This is a genomic window from Marinobacter santoriniensis NKSG1 (assembly GCF_000347775.1).
Taxonomy (GTDB): Bacteria; Pseudomonadota; Gammaproteobacteria; order Pseudomonadales; family Oleiphilaceae; genus Marinobacter; species Marinobacter santoriniensis.
Genome location: NZ_APAT01000003.1, coordinates 1 through 22,736, shown reverse-complemented (window position 1 = coordinate 22,736; position 22,736 = coordinate 1). Strand labels below are relative to the sequence as shown.

Below are 22,736 nucleotides of genomic sequence, written 5' to 3'. Positions count from 1 at the left end.
AGCAAAGTCCTATCGTATCTTCAGACTGGCGAGGCCAATCAGTACCAGAACAACCGTAACGACCCAGAACCGCACGATAACTCTCGGTTCTGGCCAACCCTTCAATTCAAAGTGGTGGTGCAGAGGGGCCATCCGGAAAATCCGGCGACCGGTCAGGCGGAACGATGCCACCTGCAGGATGACCGAGACCGTTTCCATGACAAAAACGCCACCCATGATGAACAGCACGATTTCCTGCCGGACGATGACGGACACCACGCCCAGCGCAGCTCCCAGTGCAAGCGCGCCGACATCGCCCATGAACACCTGCGCCGGATAGGTGTTGAACCAGAGGAACCCCAGCCCTGCACCGACCAGCGAACCACAGAAAATGATGAGCTCCCCGGTGCCGGGCAGGTGGGGGATCAGCAGGTAGTTGGCAAACTGGGCGTGGCCAGATACATACGCGAAAATGGCCAGGGCACCGGCCACCATCACCGTGGGCATGATGGCGAGCCCATCCAGTCCATCTGTCAGATTCACCGCGTTACTGCTGCCAACGATGACGAAGTAGGTCAGCAGGATAAAAAACACCGGCCCGAGGGTCAGCGAAACGTTCTTGATGAACGGGAGGTACAGTGACGTTTCCTGTGGCAACGACGAACTGAAATACAGGAACACGGCAGCCCCGCCTCCGATAACCGACTGCCAGAAATATTTCCAGCGCGCCGGTAACCCCCGCGGATTGCGCTCAACCACCTTGCGGTAGTCATCCACCCAACCGATGGCCCCGAACAGAAGCGTGACCAGCAGGGTAATCCAGACATAGCGATTGCTGAGATCGGCCCAGAGCAGAGTGCTGACAGCTATGGCGACCAGGATCAGTGCACCACCCATGGTCGGGGTTCCGGCCTTGCTCAGATGTGTCTGGGGGCCATCGTCACGCACCGCTTGGCCGATCTGGTACTGGCTGAGCTTCCGGATCATCATCGGTCCGATCACGAGGGAGATCAGCAACGCCGTCAGGATTCCCAGAATCGCGCGCAGCGTCAGATACTGAAACACTGCCAGTTCGGAAAAATATTGGGATAGTACCTCTGTCAGCCAGAGCAGCATGCGTCATTCACCTTTTCTTTTATTCCCTCCACCACGCGATCCATGGCGGAACTGCGAGAACCCTTCACCAGGACAGTCGTCGGCTCGTTCAGCCCTTTGACCACTGCGTTGACGGCTGTTTCGTGATCCTCAAATGTTTCTGTTTCCTGGCCGAACCCATCGGCATAGCCCTCACACCCGGGGCCAACAACCAGCAACCGGTCAATCCCCAATTCCCGGGCGCAGGCACCGACCTCGGCGTGCAGTTCTCGGGCCTGCTCCCCCAGCTCGGCCATCGCGCCAAACACCGCCATTAGCCGGCCTTCCCTGCCCGCGAGCACCGCCAATGCGGCCTTCATGGACGCGGGGTTCGCGTTGTAACTGTCATCAATCACCGTCAGACGATCGCTGAGTTCCAGACTCTGCAACCGTCCGGAAACCGGACGCACATTCTCCAGCCCTTCCCGTATCTGCGCGTCGCTCGCCCCCAGGTCCCGGGTGGCGGCAATCGCCAGCAGCGCATTGATCTGGTTATGGTCGCCAGGCAGTGGCACCGTCAGGCGGCACTGCCAGTTGTCCGGACCAGCCACGGTCAACGCCTGACCGTCGCGCGCTACTGACACATCCGTCACTCGGTAGTCGGCATCCGGATGCCCCAGCCGACTTACACTGACAACGCGACGATCTCCGGCGCGATTCAGCCACTGGTCAAACGCCGGGTCGTCACGATTGAGAACGACCAGGCCGCCCTCGGTCACACCTTCGATAATTTCGCCTTTTGCCAGAACAATGTTCTGGTAACTGCCGAATCCTTCCAGGTGCGCCTGCCCTGCGTTGGTCAGTATCACGACCTGCGGACGGGTGATCGCTACGGTATGGGCAATTTCACCCAGCCCGCTGGCACCCAGCTCTATGGCGCCGTAACGGTGCTCCGGCGCGAGACGGAAGAGCGTGAGTGGCACCCCTATGTGGTTGTTCAGGTTGCCCTCAGTAACCAACGTGGGTCCCATGGTTGACAGAATGGCTCCTGTCATTTCCCGAACCGTGGTCTTGCCACTGCTGCCCGTGACCGCCACCAGCTCAGCGGTACTGGCGTCCCGGTTGCCGGCTGCCAGACGAGCCAGGGCTTGTACCGTGTCGCCAACCACCAACTGCGGCAGGTCGACGCTGTCGTCCTCGACATCCACGACCGCCGCCACGGCTCCGGCATCACGGGCCGCAGAAAGGAATCGGTGGCCGTCAAAATTCTCGCCCCGCAACGCCACAAACAGGTCGCCGGGAGACAACGAACGGGTATCTGTCGACACGCCCGTATAACGGGTGCCTGTCAGGTCCCCCGCACGACTGGAAGCACCGGCCCAGGCACTGGCCTCTGCCAGTGAAAAGGCGCGCATCATGCCACACCTCCATTCAGGTTCAAGCGATGCCGTACCTGTTCGGTGTCACTGAACGGCAACTTCTGGCCCGCCACTTCCTGATAGGCCTCATGCCCCTTACCGGCGATCAGTACCAGGTCGTCCTTACTCGCCAGATCAATAGCGTTTGCAATCGCCTGCGCACGGTCGTGGATCACCGTTACCCGCTCCGGATGAACAAACCCGGCCATAATGTCCCGGGTAATGGCATCCGGACTTTCACTTCGGGGATTGTCATCGGTCACAATCACCTGGTCGGCGAGGGCTTCGGCCTCTTTGGCCATTTCGGGCCGCTTTCCGCTATCCCGATCGCCGCCACAGCCAAAGACACAGATCAGGCGCCCCGCCACATGCATGCGAAGGGCGGACAAGGCATTCGACAAGGCATCCGGGGTATGGGCGTAATCCACGACGACGCGGACGCCATCTCCCCCCGAAAAGCATTCAAGACGCCCCGGGGGCGGCTGCAGGCGACTGACCGCCGTCCGGACGCGCTCCAACGGCACACCCAGAGCCAAGACTGAGGCCATGGCTGCCAGCGTGTTACTGGCGTTGAAGCTACCCATGATCGGCACATGAATCTCGAAAGCGCCCCACTGGCCATCGACAGATGCCACGAATCCCTCGTCGGTGGGAGTGAACTCCTTCAACCACAGCTCGGTCTGCGCCTCGTGGAGGCTGTACCGCACCCGGTCGCACTTCCCTTCAAGCTGCTCGTAAAGCTGCCGTCCGAAAGGATCGTCGAAATTGATAACGGCAAAGTGCAGGCCTTCGCGGAAGAACAGTTTGGCCTTGGCCTCTCCGTACGCTTCCATGGTGCCGTGATAGTCCAGATGATCCCGGGTCAGATTGGTGAATACCGCTCCGGTCATGCTGATCCGGTCCACGCGTCCCTGATCAAGGGCATGGGAAGACACCTCCATGACTGCCGCTCGACCACCCTGGCGCAAAATCTGTGAGAGCACCCGGTTGACCTGAACAACATCCGGCGTGGTATGCGTGGCCGGCTGCAGGGCGTCCGGCATCCCATAACCCAGGGTACCCAGAAGACCGCAGGGTGTGCCCGTCTCCTTCAGCAACTGCGAAATGTATTGTGAGACGGACGTTTTACCATTGGTACCGGTCACACCGATCAGACGCAGACGCTGGGACGGGTGCTCGAAGAAGCGATCGGCAATCCTTCCCAACTCCCGACGCAGACCTGCAACCGGGACGATGAGGGCGCCGTGGTGTTCCGTGCACTGCAAAGTTTCATCGGACTCCAGCAACACCACCGTCGCACCGGCCTCGATGGCCTTGTCGACATAGTGGTCAGCCGGCGTTCGGGCACCGGCCAGCGCGACGAATGCGTCTCCGGACCGCACCGTTCGGCTGTCCGTCTGCAGACCGTGGATAGTGACGTCAAATACCGACGGCACTTCAACGATGCCATGTAACAACGTGCTGAGAGATGCGATGCACATAGGCCTAACCTCGCTCCCCGGTCGGCCGGGATCCGGAATGGGAACCCGACACTTCCAGTTCTGGCTTCACATTCAGCAGTCGCAGAGCGTCACTCATAACCCGGGCAAATACCGGGGCAGCCACTTCGCCGCCGTAGTATTCCCCGGACTGCGGCGCATCAACGGCCACAACCGTCACAATTCGCGGATTATCCATGGGCGCCATGCCGGCAAAAATGCCCTTGTACTGATTGTCCTCATAACCCTGATTGCCAACCAGGTGAACGGTTCCCGTCTTGCCGCCCGCAGAATAAAGACCCGGGTCTGCCCGCGTACCGGTTCCGCGCTCGACCACACCGTGCAGCATTTTCCGGATTTCTGCAGTGACGTGCTCCGATAACACCCGATGCCCTTTTGGCTTTTTATCAACCTTGAGCAGGCTCAGGGGATATTTTATGCCCCCGTTCGCCAGCACCATGTAGGCCTGCGCAAGTTGTAGTGCGTTCAGGCTCATACCGTATCCATAGGAAAGCGTTGCTTCGTCCACCGGATGCCATTTCGGCGGGGCCGGCAGAACTCCGACCGCCTCACCGGGAAACCCGACGCCGGTCGGCTCACCCAGCCCGACACGGCTGTAAAGATCCCTTATGGCATCGCCACCGAGTTCGGTGGCGATTTTGCTGATGCCGACGTTGCTGGACTTCACAATGATGTCCGTCAGGCTGAGCACCCCATAGTTCCGGTGATCCCGAATCGTGAAACGACCGAAACGCCGATACCCGGGATTGGTATCAACCACATCGCCTACCGAATACTTGCCCGATTCCAGCGCAGCGGCCATGGTTATGGGCTTCATGGTGGAGCCGGGCTCGAACAGGTCGGTAATTGCCTTGTTGCGCAGATTGGCGGGATCCAACTGGCTCCGGTCATTCGGGTTGTAGGAGCCCTGGTTCACCATTGCCAGAACCTCGCCGGTATCGACGTCCAGCATGACCAGAGTGCCGCCCCTTGCATTCTGGGCGTTCACCATTGCCTTCAACTCACGGTAGGCAAGGTACTGGAGACGCAAATCGATACTGAGCTGCAGATCGTGCCCCCGCTCCGCGTCCTGAATCAGTGCAAGATCCTTGATGACACGCCCACGATTATCCTTGAGCACCCGTTTACTGCCCGGCTTACCGGAAAGCCATTCGTTGTAGGAGAGTTCCATTCCCTCCTGACCCTGCTCGTCGATATTGGTAAAGCCGACAACGTGGGCCGTCACCTCGCCGGCCGGGTAATAACGCCGATATTCCTGACGGCTGTAGACACCGCTGATGTCCAGATCCATGATCCGCCGGGCCAGATCCGGCTGGACTTTTCGGCGCAAATAGATGAATTCGCGACCGGAATAGTCCCGAAGACGCTGCCTCAAACGAGCTTCACTCATTCCCATCAAACGCGCGAGACTGGCGAGCCTAGGCTCGTCCGGATCGGTTTGGGAGGGATTCGCCCAGATAGTCTGTACCGGTGCACTCACGGCCAGCGGTTCGCCATGACGGTCAGTAATCACACCACGATGGGCGTCGATTTTTTCGACCCGGATGGTGCGCACATCACCCTGTTGGCGAAGGAACTCATGATCAACGACCTGCAGATCGACCAGGCGCCAGACCAGGGCTGCCATCACCACCAGGAAAACGCCCAGCACGGCGCCGAACCGCCAGCCTTTCTGGCTGACAGCCGCTTTCTGGCTCCATGTGGGTTTCGCTCCCTGACCGGACAAATCGTTCACCCTGACGGTTTGTGAATGTTCTTGTTATCGTTTCAGTGCACGGAAGACGGAGACATCATCGGTACCAGAACGATATCTTCCCGTCCCGGAACCACCATCCCGAATCGTTCGGATGCCAGCTTTTCCACTCGCCCGTGCGCACTGAGCGCACTCTGCTCAAGCAACAACTGGCTCCATTCCCGGTGATACTGATCCCGCTTGGTCTGTAGCTGAGCCAATGTATTGAACAGATCCCGGTTCTGGTGGACGCTGGCAACCACGCCGATCGCAGACGCCACCAACACAGCCACCAGGACCAGAGAAATCATCACCTGTTTCTGACCCAGCGCATCAAAGACCTGCCGGGAGAGCCTGACAGCGGTCGCGACACTTTCCCGCACCCTGCGTTTGCTCGATTTCGCCGTTTTGACCGGCTGTTCTATGGCTACCGCGCCCATGGTTACGCGCTCCTCGCGTTCATTCGTTAACGTCAATCCGCTCCAACACCCGCATCACTGCACTGCGGGCCCGAACGTTATCACTGATTTCTTCATCGCCCGCCTTGCTCGCCTTGCCAACCAGACGAAATGCGGACCGCTCCTGATCAGCCGTTACCGGTATCCCCTTCGGCAACTTTGGCCCACGGGCCAGGTCCCGCATAAACCGCTTGACCAGCCGGTCCTCCAGGGAGTGGAAACTTATAACCACCAGCCTCCCGCCCGGCGCGAGCCTTTCCGCAACGGCACTCAGGCAGACTTCAAGGTCTTCAAGCTCCCGATTGATGAAGATCCGGATAGCCTGAAACGTCCGGGTAGCCGGATGCTTGTGCTTTTCCTTTTTTGGCACTGCCTCACTGACCAGTTCAGCCAGCTGGCGAGTGGTCTCAATGGGCGCTTCCTGTCGGCGCTCCACAACGAAACGGGCGATACGGCGGGAAAATCGTTCCTCTCCGTATCGCCAGATCACATTGGCAATGTCCTGCTCATCCGCCTGCGCGAGCCATTCCGCGGCGCTGGGCGATTGATGCGGATTCATCCGCATATCGAGCGGACCGTCCCGCATGAAACTGAATCCCCGCGTGGGATCGTCCAGCTGCGGTGAAGACACGCCCAGATCGAGCAGGACACCATCCACCTGTTCCCAGTCCCGGCGGGCCATCGCCAAAGCAACTTCGGCAAAGGAACCGTGAAACCAGGAGAAGCGGGCATCTTCAGCGGCCAGGGATTCGGCCGCTTTGATCGCCTCGGGATCCTTGTCAAAACCAAGCAGGTGACCCTGATCACCAAGCCGATCGAGGATCAGGCGACTGTGGCCTCCCCGACCGAATGTTCCGTCGATGTAACGCCCCTGGGGATCGGTCACCAGATAATCCACGGCCGAATCCAGCAAAACCGAACGGTGCGCAAACGTATTTTTGTCATCGGATGTCATAGCGACAGAGCCTCCATTTCGGGCGGCATATCGTCATCCCCGGAGGACTCATCCAGCCAGGCAAACCAGCGCTCTTCGCTCCAGAGCTCCAGTTTTTTCCCCTGGCCAATCAACATCAGCTTTTTCTCTAGGTGCGCATAGCTTCTCAGCGTGGGCGGAATCAGGATCCGGCCCGCGGAGTCCAACTCCATCGGGGCCGCATTACCCAGCAACAGACGCTGAAGGCGCTTTACGGCCTTGTGCATGTTCGGCAAGGCCTCGATTTTGGGCCGAAGTGCCTCCCATTCGGGTTCGGGATAGACCAGCAGACAGCGCTCTTCATCAGCATTGGCAGTCACCACGATGCGGCCATCGCAGATCTGCGAGAGCGACTCGCGGACCTTGGCGGGGATCGCCAGGCGACCCTTCGCATCCATGTTGATGGCATGACTGCCCAGAAAATTGCTCATTTACGCCGTCTCAAGGTGCCTGATATCCACAAAAAACCACTACTAACCACTTTTTCCCACTTCTGCACACTATAGAAACACGCAATACACAATGCAAGCGCCGCAAACGGCGCCACAGTGACAAAACTTCCTTTTATGACAAGAGGTTACAGAGGACGGATCGACCAGAGAGAAAGGTTACAGATAAGAAAAGAAAGAAAATCAAATACCTGCAGGGAGTTCTGAATACTTGAAATGAGGTTTAAGATTTTTTGGCTATAACAGGAAGGGACTGATAATGAAGGCTATCACAGATCGAAAAAAATGAGCTCGCCGATAAGCCGGGTTCTGTCTTGGACAGTCATTCATCTAGGGCCTGCGTCACCACAGGCCTCAAGCAACCTACCCGAATCCAGCGCGGGCCACGCCATTGGATTCCTATTTGGTCTTGCTCCAGGTGGGGTTTACCATCGCCGTGGACTGTTGCCAGCCACGCGGTGCGCTCTTACCGCACCGTTTCACCCTTACCGGCGCCCGAAGGCGCTTAGGCGGTATACTTTCTGTTGCACTTTCCGTCGGCTCGCGCCGCCCAGGCGTTACCTGGCACCTTGCCCTGCGGAGCCCGGACTTTCCTCCCCCGGAAAACCGGCGGCGACTGTCTGGCGAGCTCGGGCGTGACGATACTCCCGCCCCTGACTGCTTGCAAGGAAAACCTCATTCCCGGAGAGACCTCAACGCTCCTTGAGCGAGAGGGCCCGCTGATAAAGCTCGTTTTTCGACCCACCGGTCAGGTCCGCGACCACCCGTGCGGCCTTCTTGACCGGCAACTCACGAAGCAACAGCTCCAGCAATCGGTCCTCGTCCAGCGCCGATTCGGATTGAGGCTCGCCGGAGGGCTCATAGCCGCGCACCATGACAACAAATTCACCCCGTGTCCCATGGGCATCGGACTGCAGCGCTTCGATGACCTCCGCCAGGGAGCCGCTATAGAAGGTCTCGAATGCCTTGGTCAACTCCCGCCCGAGAACGACCTCTCGGGTGTCGCCCAGGACATCAGCCATATCAGCCAGCGCTTCGAGGATACGGTGTGGAGACTCGTAGAACACCAGAGTGGCCAGCTCACGACGCAGGGACTCAAGCGCTGCTTTTCTGGCGGATCGCTTGGCCGACAGGAAACCACCAAACAGGAAACGGTCGGTCGGCAGACCCGCAGCACTGAGCGCCGTCACCGCCGCGCAGGCACCCGGCACGGGACTCACCTTCACCCCCAGGGCCCGAGCCTCCCGGACCAGCACGTACCCCGGATCCGAAATCAACGGCGTCCCGGCATCGGAAACCAGAGCCACACTCTTACCCGCCTGCAGCTCATCGAGCACTCTCTGATAGCGCTCCCGCTCATTGTGATCGTGAAGAGCAATCATCGGCTTGCGGGTTCCGAAGTGTTGAAGCAGACGGCCGGTATGACGCGTATCTTCAGCCGCGACCAGGTCAACGGTCGAGAGCACGCGCTCTGCACGGGGCGACAGATCTTCAAGGTTACCGATGGGCGTTGCCACGATATAGAGAGTGCCAGGACCGGAAGCAGAGACCGGGTTCGGGGAGGATGGTTCGGCCACAGATTTACTCAATCGTCTTACTCCACTTGCGGAATCGGTGCTCCGTGAAAGCAACGTCATGTGAATTGCCCCCGGAGCTGTTAAACTTGCCACCGTTAATGCGGCGCCACAAGCCCAACGATCCGGAGTGAGCCAAGCTTGTCATGATCAAGAAGTCAATCAACCAGTCCGCCGTGGCCAGCGTTTTGCTGTTCGTCCTTTCTCTATCGGGATGTGCCACCGTCAACCTCCAGTCCCGCGTTGCGCAAACGGCAGACGAGGCCATCAACCTCGCCAGCCAGGAGGACAATCGCGACACGGCGGTGCGATTCCTGCTGAAAAGCGCGAACCACCTGCAGAAACAGGGCAATCATACTGGCGCCCGAACCATACTCCAGAGCCAACAGTTAAGCCAGCTGGGCCCGGAACTTGAGCAACAGAGGCAATTACTGGCCATGGACAGCGCCGTCGCTCTGGACGACCGCCCCTGGGCGCAAACGCTGGCCGGTCAACTCTCGCCGGAGAGCTTCACCCGGTATTCTGCGGAGTTGCTGTCCCGGGCGGCCAACCTCCAGGCAAAAACATTCGAGCTCGCAGGCAAGCCGCTGGACGCGGCACTGACACTCATCCTGCTGACACAAGCCGACGCCACCGCAGATATCCAGGCGCTTCACGATCGGATCTGGCAACTGCTTAAAAAAGTACCGGACCAGGCTCTCGATGAGGCAAACGCCAAGTCCATCGGTTATGAAAGCCAGGGCTGGCTGGAACTGGCCGCCCTTCTGCGCGCGCCGGGTGCGAACCTGGACGAACAGGGCAGGATTGTGCGCCGATGGCAGAACAACTGGCCCGGACACCCCGCAGCTCAGGTCCTGCCCTCGGAACTGCAGCTGATCGCCACGCTCGCCACCAGTCGCCCTGAAAAAATAGCCCTTGCGCTGCCATTGGACGGCGACCTGGCCAACGCGGGACGCGCCATCCGTGACGGCTTCCTTTCCGCGTTCTACCTCGACCAGTCGGTGGATCGCAGTAAAACCGAAATCCGGATATTCAACACGGCCAAACAACCCTTTAGCGAACTCTACCGGGACCTTTCGTCCCAGGACTTCGACCTCATTGTCGGCCCCCTGGAAAAATCGGCACTGACGAGCCTCAGTGCGCTGCACACACTGCCAGTTCCCGTTCTTGGACTGAATTACCTGCCTGAGGACACCAAAGCACCAGAGGGCCTTTACCAGTTCGGGCTGTCAGCGGGGGACGAAGCCCGACAGATAGCCGATCGACTCGCGGCGAAAGGGCTGAATCAGGTTCTTGCGCTCATTCCCAAGGGGGACTGGGGAGACCGCGTCGAAAAGGCACTGCTGGACAGATTGTCAGAGAACGACGCCATTGCGCTGGATGTTGAACGATTTTTCCCGGAGGATAATCTTCGGGCCGTCACAGCGGCACTTCTGGGCATCAACGCCTCCCGGGACAGGGCAATTCAGGTGGAACGGACAATCGGCCTGAACGTGGAGTTTGAACCACGTCGGCGCCAGGATGCCGACGCCATTGTCATGGTCGCGCTGCCCACCATCGCACGACAGTTCAAACCGCTCTTCGCCTTCTACTACGGAGGCGATCTACCCGTCTATTCGCCCTCCATTGTCTACGAGGGCACACCGGACCCGACGCGCGACCGGGACTTGAATGACGTGACCTTCACCGACATTCCCTGGGTCCTCGACGACAATGACGAATTCAGAGATGAGGCAGCCCAATACCTGAAGGGCACCCGAGGCCAGCTCGGCCGCCTGTTTGCCATGGGCGCCGACGCGTGGCAACTGGGCAAGCGCCTGCCTTTGTTGCGCCAGGTGGACGGTGCTGCCATCAATGGCCAGACCGGTACGCTCACCATGAACCGCCAGGGGAGCATCCAGCGTGAACAACTCTGGGCACAGTTCAAAAATGGCGTACCTGTCGTGCTGTCAGAGCCGGAAACAGGACCCGACGAGGAGTCTGCCGGGGACGGACAGCCCACCGACGTGACCAACGGCGCCACCGGGGAACGCACTCCCTGAACAGAGACTTTTAACGGGATGCTGAGCCATGGAAGGCAAAAGAGGCATTGGGAACCATTATGAAGGCGTCGCTGCCCGATATCTGAAAAGCAGGGGCGTCATAATAACCGACCAGAATGTATACAACCGGGGCGGAGAAATCGACCTGATTGGCCGAGATGGAAGCACTCTCGTCTTTTTCGAGGTTCGCTTCCGGGGAGAGGGTCGATTGATCGATCCACTGACGTCCATTACTTATCCCAAGCAACGGAAGCTACTTCGCGCCACGGCATTTTATCTGCACCGGCACGGCTTGTGGGATTGCACCAGTCGGATCGACGTCATAGGCATCACCCCGGGAACCACCAGCAAATATCGGATACAGTGGATCAAAAATGCTATCCAGGCAGGTTAAAACAGGCAATGACAGATACTGAACAACAGATCAGCCAATGGTTTGCGACCCACATGGAGCTGACCGCGCAGACGGCAAGTACCGCGTTACCGCAGATAGAGCCTGTGGCGGATGCCATGGTGAATGCCCTGCTGCAGGACGGCAAACTGATCGCCTGCGCCAACGGCAGCGCCAACATTCTCACCCAGTATTTCTGCACCACCCTGCTTAATCGGCTGGAGCACGACCGCCCGGCCCTGCCGGCTATCAACCTGGGGGCCGATGCAACCACCTACTCCGCCATCTGCAGGGACAACCGGTTTAACGACACTTTTTCCCGGCAGGTCCGCGCCATCGGGAAGCCCGGGGACCTCCTCCTGGTGATCGTCGAGGATGGCCACAAGGCCAACCTGATTCAGGCCATCCAGGCTGCCCACGACCGGGAAATGCAGGTCGTCGTCGTAAGCGCGAGAGAAAAGTCTGACATTACCTCGCTGCTGCACCCGGAAGACCACGAAATTGCTCTCAACAATCTTGGCATTGTCGACGCCCCTCCACTAATGCTGCTCGTGCTCAACACGCTGTGTCGCCTGATCGACCAGAAAATTTTCGGCGGCTAGATAGAAAAAAAGCCAGCGAATGCTGGCTTTTTCAGTATCAAACAAGTCTCGTCTATTTGACGACCTTGAGGGTCGGTCGTCCCGATGGGCGCTCTTCAGAAGAACCGGAACCATCACCATCTTCTCCGGGACCGTCCGGATCGGGCGTGCCAGGCTCACTGCCAAACACCATCCCCTCACCGTTTTCCTTGGCGTAAATCGCCATCACCGCCTGCAAAGGAATGAAGACCTGCATCGGCACTCCGCCAAAACGGGCACTGAATTCCAGCGCGCCATTGCCGATGACGAGGCTTCTTACCGCGCCCGGGCTGATGTTCAGAACAATCTGACCATTGGCCACATGCTCCGTCGGAACCTGAACACCCTGCACCCCTGCGTCCACAACGATATAGGGCGTACAGTCATTATCCAGAATCCACTCATTGAAAGCCCGGACCAGATAAGGCCGACTGGATGTCATGGAAGGTTTGTTTTCCGACACTGCCTAACTCCTGCTGATGGGCGAGAATTCAGCTGCGAATATCTTCTTCAAGATCCGACAGGCTGGCCTTGAATCCTTCACGGCCGAAGATGCTCTCCATGTATTTCAACAATGGCTTGGCCTGCTTCTCATTCAGCTCGATGCCCAGAGCCGGCAGTCGCCACAGGATCGGAGCAATGCAGCAATCCACAATGGTGAACTCTTCTGACATGAAAAACGGCATTTCCCCGAACAGGGGAGCCGCCGCCAACAGGCTTTCACGAAGTTCCTTGCGGGCCGCTTCAGAAGCCTTGGCATTCGGCTGGGCCAGAATCTGGTCCACCAGCCCGCACCAGTCCTTCTGGATACGATGAATCATCAGTCGACTGTTTGCTCGGGCGACCGGATACACCGGAAGCAGAGGCGGATGCGGGAAGCGCTCATCAAGATATTCCATCATGATGTTGGGCTCATACAGAACCAGATCCCGGTCAACCAGAGTCGGAAGCGCGTTGTAGGGATTCAGGTCTGCGAGTTCCGCAGGCGGGTTGTCGGGATCGACATCGACAATATCAACGGTGACCCCTTTCTCAGCCAGGACAATGCGTACCCGGTGGCTGTAATGACTGGCCGGGTCCGAGAAAAACGTCATTGATGACCGCTTGGTCACAACGCCCATAGAACTACCTCACGAGTAAACAAACCGAAAAAACCCTGAAAATGCAAAATTCCAGCGGACCCTTACGCGTCCGCTGGAATTCAGGAAACGGGATTATACCCTATTTCTCAGTGCACGTCCTTCCAGTACTCACGATTGAGCAGATAAGCGAAGACGAAGAAGATCGCCACGAAGATCAGAACAAAGATCCCCAGACGCTCACGCTCCAGCTTCACCGGGTCGGCCGTGTAAGACAGGAAGTTGGTCAGGTCGTACATGGCCTGATCAAACTCTGCTTCGGACATGGATCCCTCAGACACATAACTCGGGCAGAGTTCTCCATTATTGATGTTGCCACTGAGCGGTTCGACCGAGGCCGGGACACCCACGTTCGGCTTCACGCCGCACAGGCCCTGCAGACTGACCAGGACATGCGGCATGCCAACGTTCGGGAATACCACATTGTTGACACCTGTCGGCCGGGTATCATCCTTGTAGAATCCGCGAAGGTAGGAATAAACCCAGGACTCACCACGAAGACGGGCTTCCAGCGTCAGATCAGGCGGCGGAGCGCCAAACCAACCTGCAGCCATGTCCTTTTTCATGGAGTTCTTCATCAGTTCGCCAATCTTGGCATCAGTGAAGATCAGGTTTTGCTCGTACAGATCTTCCGGAATACCCAGATCGTTGGCAACCCGCTTGTAACGGGCATACTGCATGGAGTGACATCCCATGCAATAGTTCGTAAACAACGCCACACCCCGCTGCAGGGATGCCTTGTTGGCATGATCCGGCTCCATATGGTCCATCGGAACCCCGGCGCCACCAGCTGCCAGCCCAAAAGCTGGCAGGACCGCGAAAACAAAAGCAACAATCAGCTTTCTCATTATCCTGTCACCCTCTCTGGAACTGGCTTGGTTTTCTCGATGCGCGTATAGAACGGCATCAGGATGAAATACAGGAAGTAGAGCACCGTCAGAATCTGGGCAACGGTGGTACGACCTTCCGTCGCCGGAACCAGGCCGAGATACCCGAGAATCACGAAGCTCACCGCAAAGATCGCCAGGGCAATCCGGCTCAGCCAGCCCTTGTAGCGGATTGAGCGCACCGGACTCCGATCAAGCCACGGCAGCACGAACAGAATGGCGATGGCACCACCCATCACAACCACGCCCCAGAACTTGGCCGGCAGACCGAAGAGATCCACGGTAACCGCACGCAACATGGCGTAGAAGGGTGTGAAATACCACACCGGCGCAATGTGTGCAGGCGTCTTGAGCGGGTTCGCGGGTTCAAAGTTCGGCTTCTCGAGGAAGATGCCGCCCATCTCCGGGAAGAAGAACACCACCACGAAAAAGATGAAGAAGAAAACAGCAACACCGAGCAGGTCGTGCACGCTGTAGTAAGGGTGGAACGGGATACCGTCTTTCGGGATACCGTTTTCGTCCTTGTTCTTCTTGATATCGATGCCGTCGGGGTTGTTGGAACCCACTTCATGCAACGCCAGAATGTGCAGTACCACCAGACCAAGCAACACGATCGGCAAGGCAACCACATGCAGGGCAAAGAATCGGTTGAGCGTGATGCCTGAAATGAGATAGTCGCCCCGAATCCACAGTGACAGGTCGTCACCGATGACCGGGATAGCACCAAACAGGTTCACGATAACCTGGGCGCCCCAGTAGGACATCTGACCCCAGGGCAGCAGGTAACCCATGAACGCCTCGGCCATCAGCACGAGGTAGATCAGCATACCGAAAATCCATATCAGCTCGCGGGGCTTCTGGTACGAACCGTACATGAGGCCACGGAACATGTGCAGGTATACAACAATGAAGAAGGCGGAAGCACCGGTTGAGTGCAGATAGCGAAGCAACCAGCCCCACTCCACATCCCGCATGATGTATTCAACAGATGCGAAGGCACCTTCAGAAGTCGGGTTGTAGCTCATGGTGAGCCAGATACCGGTCACCAGCTGGTTGACCAGAACCAGCATCGCGAGTGACCCAAAGAAGTACCACACGTTAAAGTTTTTCGGCGCGTAATACTTGGCGAGGTGTTTGTTCCAGGCGTCGACGATTGGAAGACGGTCGTCTACCCATTGAATTAGCTTTTGCATTACGCTGCCTCCGGATCAAGACCAATCGTCAGGGTCGACTCATCGTCGTAGCGATAAGGCGGCACCTCCAGGTTCAGGGGAGCAGGCTGAGCTTGCCATACCCGACCGGCCAGATCGTAATGAGAACCGTGGCACGGACAGAAGAAACCACCCAGCCAGTCTTCGCCGAGGTCTTCGGGGGCAACTTCCGGACGGTAAGTAGGCACACACCCCAGATGAGTGCATATACCAACCAGCACAACGATTTCGGGCTTCAGCGAACGGTAGATGCCTTCGATATAGGACGGCTGCTGGGGCTCCTTGGATTCAGGATCCTTGACCTCATCATTCATTTTCTTGATGTTTTCCAGCATCTCCGGCGTACGACGGACGACCCACACCGGCTTACCGCGCCATTCAACGGTAATTTGTTGGCCCGGCTCAATCTTGCTGATATTGACGGTTACCGGTGCACCGGCAGCTTCGGCCTTGGCACTGGGATTCCAGGATGCCACGAACGGAACGGCCGCACCGACGACGCCGACTCCTCCCACCACAGACGTGGCACCGATCAGGAATCGGCGCCGGCCTTGGCTCACGTCGCCATTATTCATTATGGTTTTCTCCCATCAGGAGATGCCTCCAACCGCTTCAAAGAGGCTGACTGCAGGCATCTAAAAGGACTTCACAACCCAAAAATGTAAGCGCCCAAATGGTAATGAAATTACCAGAACCTTACAAGTCGGAAAGGTGGCCCGGGCGGCGCTTCTCTGCTCCAGATCAATTTGCTGACAATTCTCTGAGACACAAAAAAACCCGGCTCGAAGGCCGGGTTTTTTGAGCGTTTCTGCGACGCAGAATTAACGCTTGGAGTACTGCGGACGCTTACGCGCTTTGCGCAGACCAACCTTCTTACGCTCAACCTCACGAGCATCGCGAGTCACGTAACCAGCCTTGCGCAATGCCGGACGCAGTGTCTCGTCGTAATCCATCAGTGCACGGGTCAGACCGTGGCGAATTGCGCCCGCCTGGCCACTGGTGCCACCACCCTTGACGGTGATGTTGATGTCAAAACGATCGGTAGACTCGGCAACCACGAGCGGCTGACGAACGATCATGCGCAGAGTCTCACGACCGAAGAACTGCTCGATGGTGCGACCGTTGATGGTGATGTTACCGCTACCCGGCTTGATAAAGACGCGAGCCGTGGAGTTCTTGCGGCGACCAGTACCGTAATTTTGTGCTACAGACATATCCGCCTTCCGTTAAATGTCGAGTTCTTTGGGCTGCTGGGCTGCGTGAGGGTGCTCAGCGCCTGCGTAGACTTTCAGCTTTTTGAACATGGCACGACCGAGCGGGCCTTTCGGAAGCATGCCTTTGACAGACTTCTGAATGATTTGCTCGGGAGCCTTGTCTACCAGCTTCTCGAAATTGATGGACTTGATTCCACCCGGAAAGCCGGTGTGGCTGTAGTACATCTTTGCAGATGCTTTCTTGCCGGTAACCTGCACCTGGCTGGCATTAATCACAACAATGTAGTCGCCAGTGTCCACGTGAGGGGTGTACTCAGGCTTATGCTTGCCCCGCAGACGACGGGCGATTTCTGTTGACAGACGACCCAGCGTCTTGCCGGCTGCGTCTACAACGTACCAGTCACGTTTTACTGTTTCTGGTTTCGCACTCAGAGTCTTCATTGATTCCGCCTTGAACGCTATAAAAGAAACGTTGAAAACCACCACCGGTAAATGCAAGGCATCCGGAGGAGGTTCGTACCTGTAATGTTGGCAGTGGTACCATTCGGGGCTGAGATAGCACCATCACCTTGAAAAGCCAGGGCGCGAAGTATACTCCAACCCCCCGGGAAAACCAACCCCGTCTGACGCTGTTTCGTCATTCCCTTATGACGGCAGATCCCTCTCCCGCCAACCATAGAGCGAACACACGTTGGCCAGAAGATCCGGGGCGAGCCCCGACGCCTCCACGCCCCGCAGCTCCGCGAGCGTCTCAAGAATCCGGGGCAGATACACCGGGGAGTTCCGGCCCGAAGCGACCCCGGCCGGTGACATGTCCGGAGCATCCGTCTCCAGAACCAGGCAATCCGTCGGAAGGCGGGCAACGGTTTCACGGGTTTTGCGGGCCCGGTCGTGGGTAATCACTCCGCCAATGCCGATATAACAACCAAGGTCCACCAGCTTGGCGGCCTGTTGATAGCTGCCGGAAAACCCGTGAATCAACGCACGCCCGGTCCAGTTGGCCCTACGGAGTGCACTATGGATCTCGTCATGGGTCCTGACCGAGTGAACAACGAGCGGCACCTCCAGCCTGGCAGCCAGGGCCACCTGTTGCTCGAACCATGGTAGCTGCTCGGTCAGCGATCCGTGCAAACGGTCGAGACCACACTCTCCGAGCGCTACGCAAGCAGCCTCTCTCGAAGCAAGCTTGTCCTCCAGTCGCTGAAGATCCCGTTCCGAGTGCTCCTGCACAAACCAGGGATGGACACCCAGGCAGTACCAGAGTCCGCGATGGGCGCTGGCCACCCGGCGAACGCGTTCCCAGTCCGGCTGCCGAACTCCGGGTATTACTGCGCCCAGCACTCCGAGGGCCCGGGCGCGAGCCCATTCCTCGTCGCGCTCCCCTTCAAAACGGGGAAAATCAAAGTGGCAATGGGCGTCGATCATTCTCATGCCTGCCTCCGCCCGCAACCGGCTCAGTGCTCCCGGGTTTTCTGGAAACGGATATCCGGATAACGTTCCTGGGCCAGGTTGAGGTTGACCATCGTCGGAGCAATGTAGGCCAGCCGATCACTGCCGTCGAGGGCCAGATAGTCGTTGTTCTTGCGCTCGAATTCGTCCAGTTTCCGCTCATCGTCACAACCGACCCAACGCGCCGTGGCAACGTTGATAGGCTCATACACGGCATCCACCTTGTATTCGCTCTTCAACCTGGCAACCACCACATCAAACTGCAATACGCCAACCGCGCCCACGATCAGATCGTTGTTCTTGAGCGGCCGGAATACCTGAACCGCCCCTTCTTCCGACAGTTGAATCAGCCCCTTTTGCAACTGCTTGGCCTTGAGCGGATCCTTGAGCCGGATTCTGCGGAACAGCTCCGGCGCAAAGTTGGGAATACCGGTGAACTTCATATCCTCACCGGCGGTAAAGGTATCCCCAAGCTGGATGGTGCCGTGGTTATGCAGCCCGATGATATCTCCGGCAAACGCCTCGTCAGCGTGTTCACGGTCACCGGCCATGAAGGTCAGGGCATCGGAAAACCGGACGTCCTTGCCGATACGAACATGGCGGGCTTTCATTCCCTGGGCATACTTTCCTGACACAATGCGAAGGAAGGCAATGCGGTCGCGGTGCTGGGGATCCATGTTTGCCTGGATCTTGAACACAAAGCCCGAGAACCCGTCTTCGGTGGGCTGAACCGGACGTTGATCCGTTTCCCGAGGCTGGGGCGTGGGCGCCCATTCCACCAGACCATCGAGCATATGGTCGACACCGAAATTACCCAGAGCCGTTCCGAAAAACACCGGCGTCAACTGGCCGGCCAGAAAGGCGTCAATGTCGAATTCGTGGGAAGCGCCTTTGACCAGCTCGATCTCATCCCGAAGATCAGAGGCATAGGCTCCGATAACCTCGTCGAGTTCCGGATTGTCCAGTCCCTTGATTACTCGCTTCTCCTGGATTGTGTGGCCCTGGCCCGACTGGTACAGGATCACCTCATCACGCAGCAGGTGATACACGCCCTTGAAATTCTTGCCCATGCCGATGGGCCAGGTGATCGGCGCACACGCAATCTTGAGAACGTCCTCGACCTCGTCCATCAATTCAACCGGATCGCGGGTGTCCCGATCCAGCTTGTTCATAAAGGTCAGAATCGGTGTATCCCGGAGCCGTGTTACTTCCATCAGTTTGATGGTCCGTTCCTCGACGCCTTTGGCACTGTCGATAACCATCAGACACGAATCCACCGCTGTCAGTGTCCGGTAGGTGTCTTCGGAAAAGTCCTCGTGCCCCGGGGTATCCAGCAGATTGACCAGTCGATCGTGGTAGGGGAACTGCATGACCGAGGTCGTTACGGAAATCCCCCGCTCCTTTTCCATTTCCATCCAGTCGGATTTTGCATGCTGTCCCGATTTCTTGCCCTTGACGGTACCGGCCTTCTGAATCGCCTGACCGAACAGCAACACCTTTTCCGTGATGGTCGTTTTACCAGCATCAGGGTGTGAAATAATGGCGAACGTACGGCGTTTGGCCACTTCCTGGGAAAGATTGGACATAGTCTGAATGGCACCCGGAATAAAAGGATTTGAAAAGCGTACAAGTATAAAGGTTAAGCACCGCCTGCGTGAACCGGCGCAGGCTGGAGGAAGCGCTCAGGTATGGAGATCGAGCTTCATCACGCGGGCATCCTCAGCACCATCGACACCCGGGTAGTAGCCGGGGCGCACGCCAATTTCTTCGAACCCTTCGCTTAAATACAACGCCGCGGCCCCCTCATTACTCCTCCGTACCTCCAGAAGAACCTGGTGCATGCCATCGTGAATGGACCGGGCCACGAGATATCTCAGCAGCTCACGCCCCGCACCCTGACCACGGGATGCCCGCCCTACGCAAAGGTTCAGCAGGTGGGCCTCATCGAACTGATAGGCAACGATGGCATACCCGACCAACCGGTCCCCATGACAGATCGCCCACAGCCGGTAATTGTCCCTGAAGCAGTCGAGAAAGACGGATTCGGACCAGGGACGAGCATATCCCTGGCGCTCTATTTCCAGCACTTCGGGAAGATCCTCTGGCTGCAGCGGCCGAAATACGAAATCGATGCCCTGCATTGCCCGGTAGGAGCGCGTCCCGTCCATCAGCTTCGTACAAGCGGTTTCAGGCAGGACCAGAGCTCACGCTTCAGGGCGGGGTCGCCAGCGATCTGGGCGAGCGAATGGGAGAACTCCAGCATCGGCGCCTGCCTGGTCGCCGAAGAGAGCCAGTGAACTCCGCCTTCCTCTTCGTTTGTTCCGGGCACTCCGAGGAGCAACGAACGCTGATCCACACAGGGAGCAAGCATGGCCCGGGCAACGTCGATCAGTTCTTCCATGCGGCTTCCGGGCACCACCGGGTTATTAAAAACCGGCCAGTGCAGAGGGCCGAGGACCTGAACGACCTCATCCCCCACACTCTTGAGGATGTTCCGGGCCAGGGTGTCCTGCAGGCGAAGACTCGCGTCCGACGAAAGATCGGAGATCAGCGCGAACTGGCGACCCAGCCATACCTGAAGTTCAAGCCGGATCAACAACCGATCTTCTGACGCCTCAACACCTTCATCGTCGCTGGCCTCTGCGGGCGACGCGCTCACTGCAGTCTCAGCCAGAGCACGGTTGACCGGCAAGGGCGAGGCGTCGCCTCCGCCAACCTCTGAAGCCTCTTGGGACACACCATCCATAAGGGCCCTGAGATTGACCGTGCGGGCCGGAGAGCTTTCCGGCTTCTCAGGCTGCACCGGCTCCTTCAACTCCAATTCCCTGGCTGGCTGAGGAGCCGGGGCGGTATCGCCAAAATCAAAATCCGGACTTGGTGCAGCTCCGGGCAGTGGCTCTCTGGCGTACCAGAGTCGCACGCCCGTTACGCCCAGATAAAACTGACGTTCGGCTTCGGTTCTCGTCATCAGGCTACCTGCAAATCAGACATCCGCAACCTGAGGGTGCTGGCGAATGCCACCCCGGCTGATCAGATTCAGGGCCTCGATATAGGCTTTTGCCGAGGCGATAATCACGTCGGTGTCTGAACCCACGCCATTGACGATCCGGCCACCCCGCTCCAACCGAACGGTAACCTCGCCCTGTGCGTCCGTGCCGCTGGTGATGGCATTGACCGAATACAGCTGGAGATTGCAGCCGGAATCAACCAGGGATTCGATGGCCTTGAACGTGGCGTCCACCGGACCGCTGCCCTCTGCCTCGACCTTGTGTTCCTTGCCCTCGACCGAGATCGTCAGGCTGGCCCGTGGCACCACGCCGGTTTCGGAACACACCTGCATGCACACCAGGCCATAGGGACCTTCCTCTTCCTTTTGACGGGTATCGCTGGCAATGGCCTGCAGGTCCTCGTCAAAGATCTCGTGCTTCAGGTCAGCCAGTGCCTTGAAGCGGGTAAAGGCTTCGTTCAACTCCGTTTCGGTATCGAACTGTATGCCCAGCTCCAGCAGCCGGGTCCGGAACGCATTCCGGCCGGAGTGCTTGCCAAGGACCAGACTGTTGGTGTGCCAGCCGACATCCTGGGCTCGCATGATCTCGTAGGTCTCACGATGCTTCAGCACGCCGTCCTGGTGGATACCAGATTCGTGTGCAAAGGCGTTTGCCCCGACGATGGCCTTGTTGGGCTGCACCGGGAACCCGGTAATCGTCGACACCAGACGTGATGCCGGCACGATATGCTGGGTATCGATGCGGGTATCGATGTTGAACAGATCCTGGCGAGTGCGCACGGCCATGACGATTTCTTCGAGCGCGGCATTTCCGGCACGCTCGCCCAGACCATTGATGGTGCACTCCACCTGACGGGCTCCCTGGGTGACGGCCGCCAGTGAATTGGCAACGGCGAGCCCCAGGTCGTTGTGACAGTGCACAGAGAAAACGGCTTTATCGGCGTTTGGCACACGATTCATGATCTGGCGAATGGTTTCACCGAACTGCTCCGGAATCGCATAACCCACAGTGTCGGGAATGTTGATCGTGCGGGCCCCGGCATCAATGGCGGCCTCGATGATCCGGCAGAGAAAATCCAGCTCCGAGCGCCCCGCGTCTTCACAGGAAAATTCAACGTCGTCAACGTGACTTCGGGCCCGCTTGACCGCGCGAACCGCCTGCTCGACCACCTCGGCAGGCTCCATCTGGAGCTTGTGCTTCATGTGGATCGGCGAGGTCGCAATAAACGTGTGTATCCGTCCCCGCTCAGCAGGCCGGATGGCTTCCGCAGCCCGATCAATATCACTGTCCAGCGCCCTCGCCAGACTGCAGACAGTCGATTCGGTGATGGTTTCTGCGATCGACTTGACGGCGTCAAAGTCACCCTGGCTCGCGATGGCAAACCCTGCCTCGATCACGTCGACGCGGAGCTTCTCCAGGGCCTTGGCAATGCGGAGCTTTTCCGCCTTGTTCATGGTGGCGCCCGGGCTTTGCTCGCCGTCGCGAAGGGTTGTGTCAAAAATCACAAGGTGTTCGGTTGCCGACATCGATGCGCTCCCATCAGACATTGGAGAGGATTATTTTGAGCCAGTATATCACCGATGCCCGGCATGTAGTGGTGCAGGCTTTTAACGGAATTT

The 22,736-nt window shown here is 58.2% G+C and carries 23 protein-coding genes and 1 other RNA gene; 3 read left to right on the top strand and 21 right to left on the bottom strand.

Annotated features, from left to right (window positions below; all coding sequences use genetic code 11):
- Positions 1-9: 9 nt before the first annotated feature.
- From mraY to rsmI, 9 genes are all read right to left on the bottom strand, one after another.
- A complete protein-coding gene (mraY, locus tag MSNKSG1_RS00130) occupies positions 10-1,095 on the bottom strand; it encodes a phospho-N-acetylmuramoyl-pentapeptide-transferase (protein WP_008937193.1) in 1,086 nt (361 codons plus the stop codon).
- On the bottom strand, positions 1,080-2,471 hold the full coding sequence (locus tag MSNKSG1_RS00125) for a UDP-N-acetylmuramoyl-tripeptide--D-alanyl-D-alanine ligase (protein WP_008937192.1): 1,392 nt from the start codon (positions 2,469-2,471) through the stop codon (positions 1,080-1,082). The genes mraY and MSNKSG1_RS00125 overlap by 16 nt, the downstream gene beginning before the upstream one ends.
- Positions 2,468-3,952 carry a UDP-N-acetylmuramoyl-L-alanyl-D-glutamate--2,6-diaminopimelate ligase gene (locus tag MSNKSG1_RS00120; protein WP_008937191.1) on the bottom strand — a complete coding sequence of 495 codons (1,485 nt, stop codon included), beginning with the start codon at positions 3,950-3,952 and terminating at the stop codon, positions 2,468-2,470. The genes MSNKSG1_RS00125 and MSNKSG1_RS00120 overlap by 4 nt, the downstream gene beginning before the upstream one ends.
- Before the next feature lie 4 nt (positions 3,953-3,956).
- Complete coding sequence (locus MSNKSG1_RS00115; RefSeq protein WP_040886485.1) at positions 3,957-5,696, bottom strand: peptidoglycan D,D-transpeptidase FtsI family protein; 1,740 nt, start codon at positions 5,694-5,696, stop codon at positions 3,957-3,959.
- A gap of 41 nt (positions 5,697-5,737) precedes the next feature.
- Complete coding sequence (ftsL, locus tag MSNKSG1_RS00110) at positions 5,738-6,142, bottom strand: cell division protein FtsL (RefSeq protein WP_008937189.1); 405 nt, start codon at positions 6,140-6,142, stop codon at positions 5,738-5,740.
- Positions 6,143-6,161: 19 nt separating this feature from the next.
- Positions 6,162-7,115 (bottom strand): 16S rRNA (cytosine(1402)-N(4))-methyltransferase RsmH, encoded by a 954-nt coding sequence (gene rsmH / locus MSNKSG1_RS00105; protein ID WP_008937188.1) that lies wholly within the window; start codon positions 7,113-7,115, stop codon positions 6,162-6,164.
- Positions 7,112-7,564 (bottom strand): division/cell wall cluster transcriptional repressor MraZ, encoded by a 453-nt coding sequence (mraZ, locus tag MSNKSG1_RS00100; RefSeq protein ID WP_008937187.1) that lies wholly within the window; start codon positions 7,562-7,564, stop codon positions 7,112-7,114. The genes rsmH and mraZ overlap by 4 nt, the downstream gene beginning before the upstream one ends.
- Positions 7,565-7,864: 300 nt before the next feature.
- Positions 7,865-8,214, bottom strand: an RNA gene (gene rnpB / locus MSNKSG1_RS18605) — RNase P RNA component class A.
- 60 nt (positions 8,215-8,274) lie between these two features.
- A complete protein-coding gene (gene rsmI, locus MSNKSG1_RS00095) occupies positions 8,275-9,171 on the bottom strand; it encodes a 16S rRNA (cytidine(1402)-2'-O)-methyltransferase (protein ID WP_008937185.1) in 897 nt (298 codons plus the stop codon).
- Positions 9,172-9,302: 131 nt separating this feature from the next.
- Here rsmI and MSNKSG1_RS00090 point away from each other — a divergent pair, with 131 nt between their 5' ends.
- From MSNKSG1_RS00090 to MSNKSG1_RS00080, 3 genes are read left to right on the top strand one after another with little or no spacing between them, the layout of a single operon-like run.
- Entirely contained in the window at positions 9,303-11,198 is a 1,896-nt protein-coding gene (locus MSNKSG1_RS00090; RefSeq protein WP_008937184.1) for a penicillin-binding protein activator, read from the top strand.
- A 28-nt stretch (positions 11,199-11,226) separates the two neighbouring features.
- The gene (locus tag MSNKSG1_RS00085) at positions 11,227-11,592 is read left to right on the top strand and encodes a YraN family protein (protein ID WP_008937183.1); all 366 of its coding nucleotides are present in this window, start codon (positions 11,227-11,229) and stop codon (positions 11,590-11,592) included.
- Between the two features lie 8 nt (positions 11,593-11,600).
- On the top strand, positions 11,601-12,191 hold the full coding sequence (locus tag MSNKSG1_RS00080) for an SIS domain-containing protein (RefSeq protein WP_008937182.1): 591 nt from the start codon (positions 11,601-11,603) through the stop codon (positions 12,189-12,191).
- Positions 12,192-12,243: 52 nt separating this feature from the next.
- Here the strand turns inward: MSNKSG1_RS00080 and MSNKSG1_RS00075 are convergent, their stop codons facing one another.
- The 12 genes from MSNKSG1_RS00075 to MSNKSG1_RS00020 all read right to left on the bottom strand — a co-directional run bounded on the left by MSNKSG1_RS00075 (position 12,244) and on the right by MSNKSG1_RS00020 (position 22,643).
- Entirely contained in the window at positions 12,244-12,651 is a 408-nt protein-coding gene (locus MSNKSG1_RS00075) for a ClpXP protease specificity-enhancing factor (protein ID WP_227497915.1), read from the bottom strand.
- A gap of 49 nt (positions 12,652-12,700) precedes the next feature.
- Complete coding sequence (locus tag MSNKSG1_RS00070; RefSeq protein WP_008937180.1) at positions 12,701-13,330, bottom strand: glutathione S-transferase N-terminal domain-containing protein; 630 nt, start codon at positions 13,328-13,330, stop codon at positions 12,701-12,703.
- A 107-nt stretch (positions 13,331-13,437) separates the two neighbouring features.
- Positions 13,438-14,196 carry a cytochrome c1 gene (locus MSNKSG1_RS00065; protein WP_008937179.1) on the bottom strand — a complete coding sequence of 253 codons (759 nt, stop codon included), beginning with the start codon at positions 14,194-14,196 and terminating at the stop codon, positions 13,438-13,440.
- Positions 14,196-15,428: a cytochrome b gene (locus MSNKSG1_RS00060; protein WP_008937178.1), complete on the bottom strand. Its 1,233-nt coding sequence runs from the start codon at positions 15,426-15,428 to the stop codon at positions 14,196-14,198. Before MSNKSG1_RS00060 ends, MSNKSG1_RS00065 begins: the two co-directional genes overlap by 1 nt.
- Positions 15,428-16,021, bottom strand: a complete 594-nt coding sequence (petA, locus tag MSNKSG1_RS00055) for a ubiquinol-cytochrome c reductase iron-sulfur subunit (RefSeq protein ID WP_008937177.1) — start codon at positions 16,019-16,021, stop codon at positions 15,428-15,430. The genes MSNKSG1_RS00060 and petA overlap by 1 nt, the downstream gene beginning before the upstream one ends.
- A gap of 246 nt (positions 16,022-16,267) precedes the next feature.
- Positions 16,268-16,660 (bottom strand): 30S ribosomal protein S9, encoded by a 393-nt coding sequence (gene rpsI / locus MSNKSG1_RS00050; protein WP_008937176.1) that lies wholly within the window; start codon positions 16,658-16,660, stop codon positions 16,268-16,270.
- A 12-nt stretch (positions 16,661-16,672) separates the two neighbouring features.
- Positions 16,673-17,101, bottom strand: a complete 429-nt coding sequence (gene rplM / locus MSNKSG1_RS00045) for a 50S ribosomal protein L13 (RefSeq protein WP_008937175.1) — start codon at positions 17,099-17,101, stop codon at positions 16,673-16,675.
- Positions 17,102-17,305: 204 nt separating this feature from the next.
- On the bottom strand, positions 17,306-18,091 hold the full coding sequence (locus tag MSNKSG1_RS00040; protein ID WP_008937174.1) for a TatD family hydrolase: 786 nt from the start codon (positions 18,089-18,091) through the stop codon (positions 17,306-17,308).
- A gap of 23 nt (positions 18,092-18,114) precedes the next feature.
- The gene (gene prfC, locus MSNKSG1_RS00035) at positions 18,115-19,695 is read right to left on the bottom strand and encodes a peptide chain release factor 3 (protein ID WP_008937173.1); all 1,581 of its coding nucleotides are present in this window, start codon (positions 19,693-19,695) and stop codon (positions 18,115-18,117) included.
- A gap of 96 nt (positions 19,696-19,791) precedes the next feature.
- Positions 19,792-20,277, bottom strand: a complete 486-nt coding sequence (gene rimI / locus MSNKSG1_RS00030) for a ribosomal protein S18-alanine N-acetyltransferase (RefSeq protein WP_008937172.1) — start codon at positions 20,275-20,277, stop codon at positions 19,792-19,794.
- Positions 20,277-21,077, bottom strand: a complete 801-nt coding sequence (locus MSNKSG1_RS00025) for a hypothetical protein (RefSeq protein WP_008937171.1) — start codon at positions 21,075-21,077, stop codon at positions 20,277-20,279. The genes rimI and MSNKSG1_RS00025 overlap by 1 nt, the downstream gene beginning before the upstream one ends.
- A gap of 15 nt (positions 21,078-21,092) precedes the next feature.
- A complete protein-coding gene (locus MSNKSG1_RS00020) occupies positions 21,093-22,643 on the bottom strand; it encodes a 2-isopropylmalate synthase (protein WP_008937170.1) in 1,551 nt (516 codons plus the stop codon).
- Positions 22,644-22,736 lie beyond the last annotated feature (93 nt).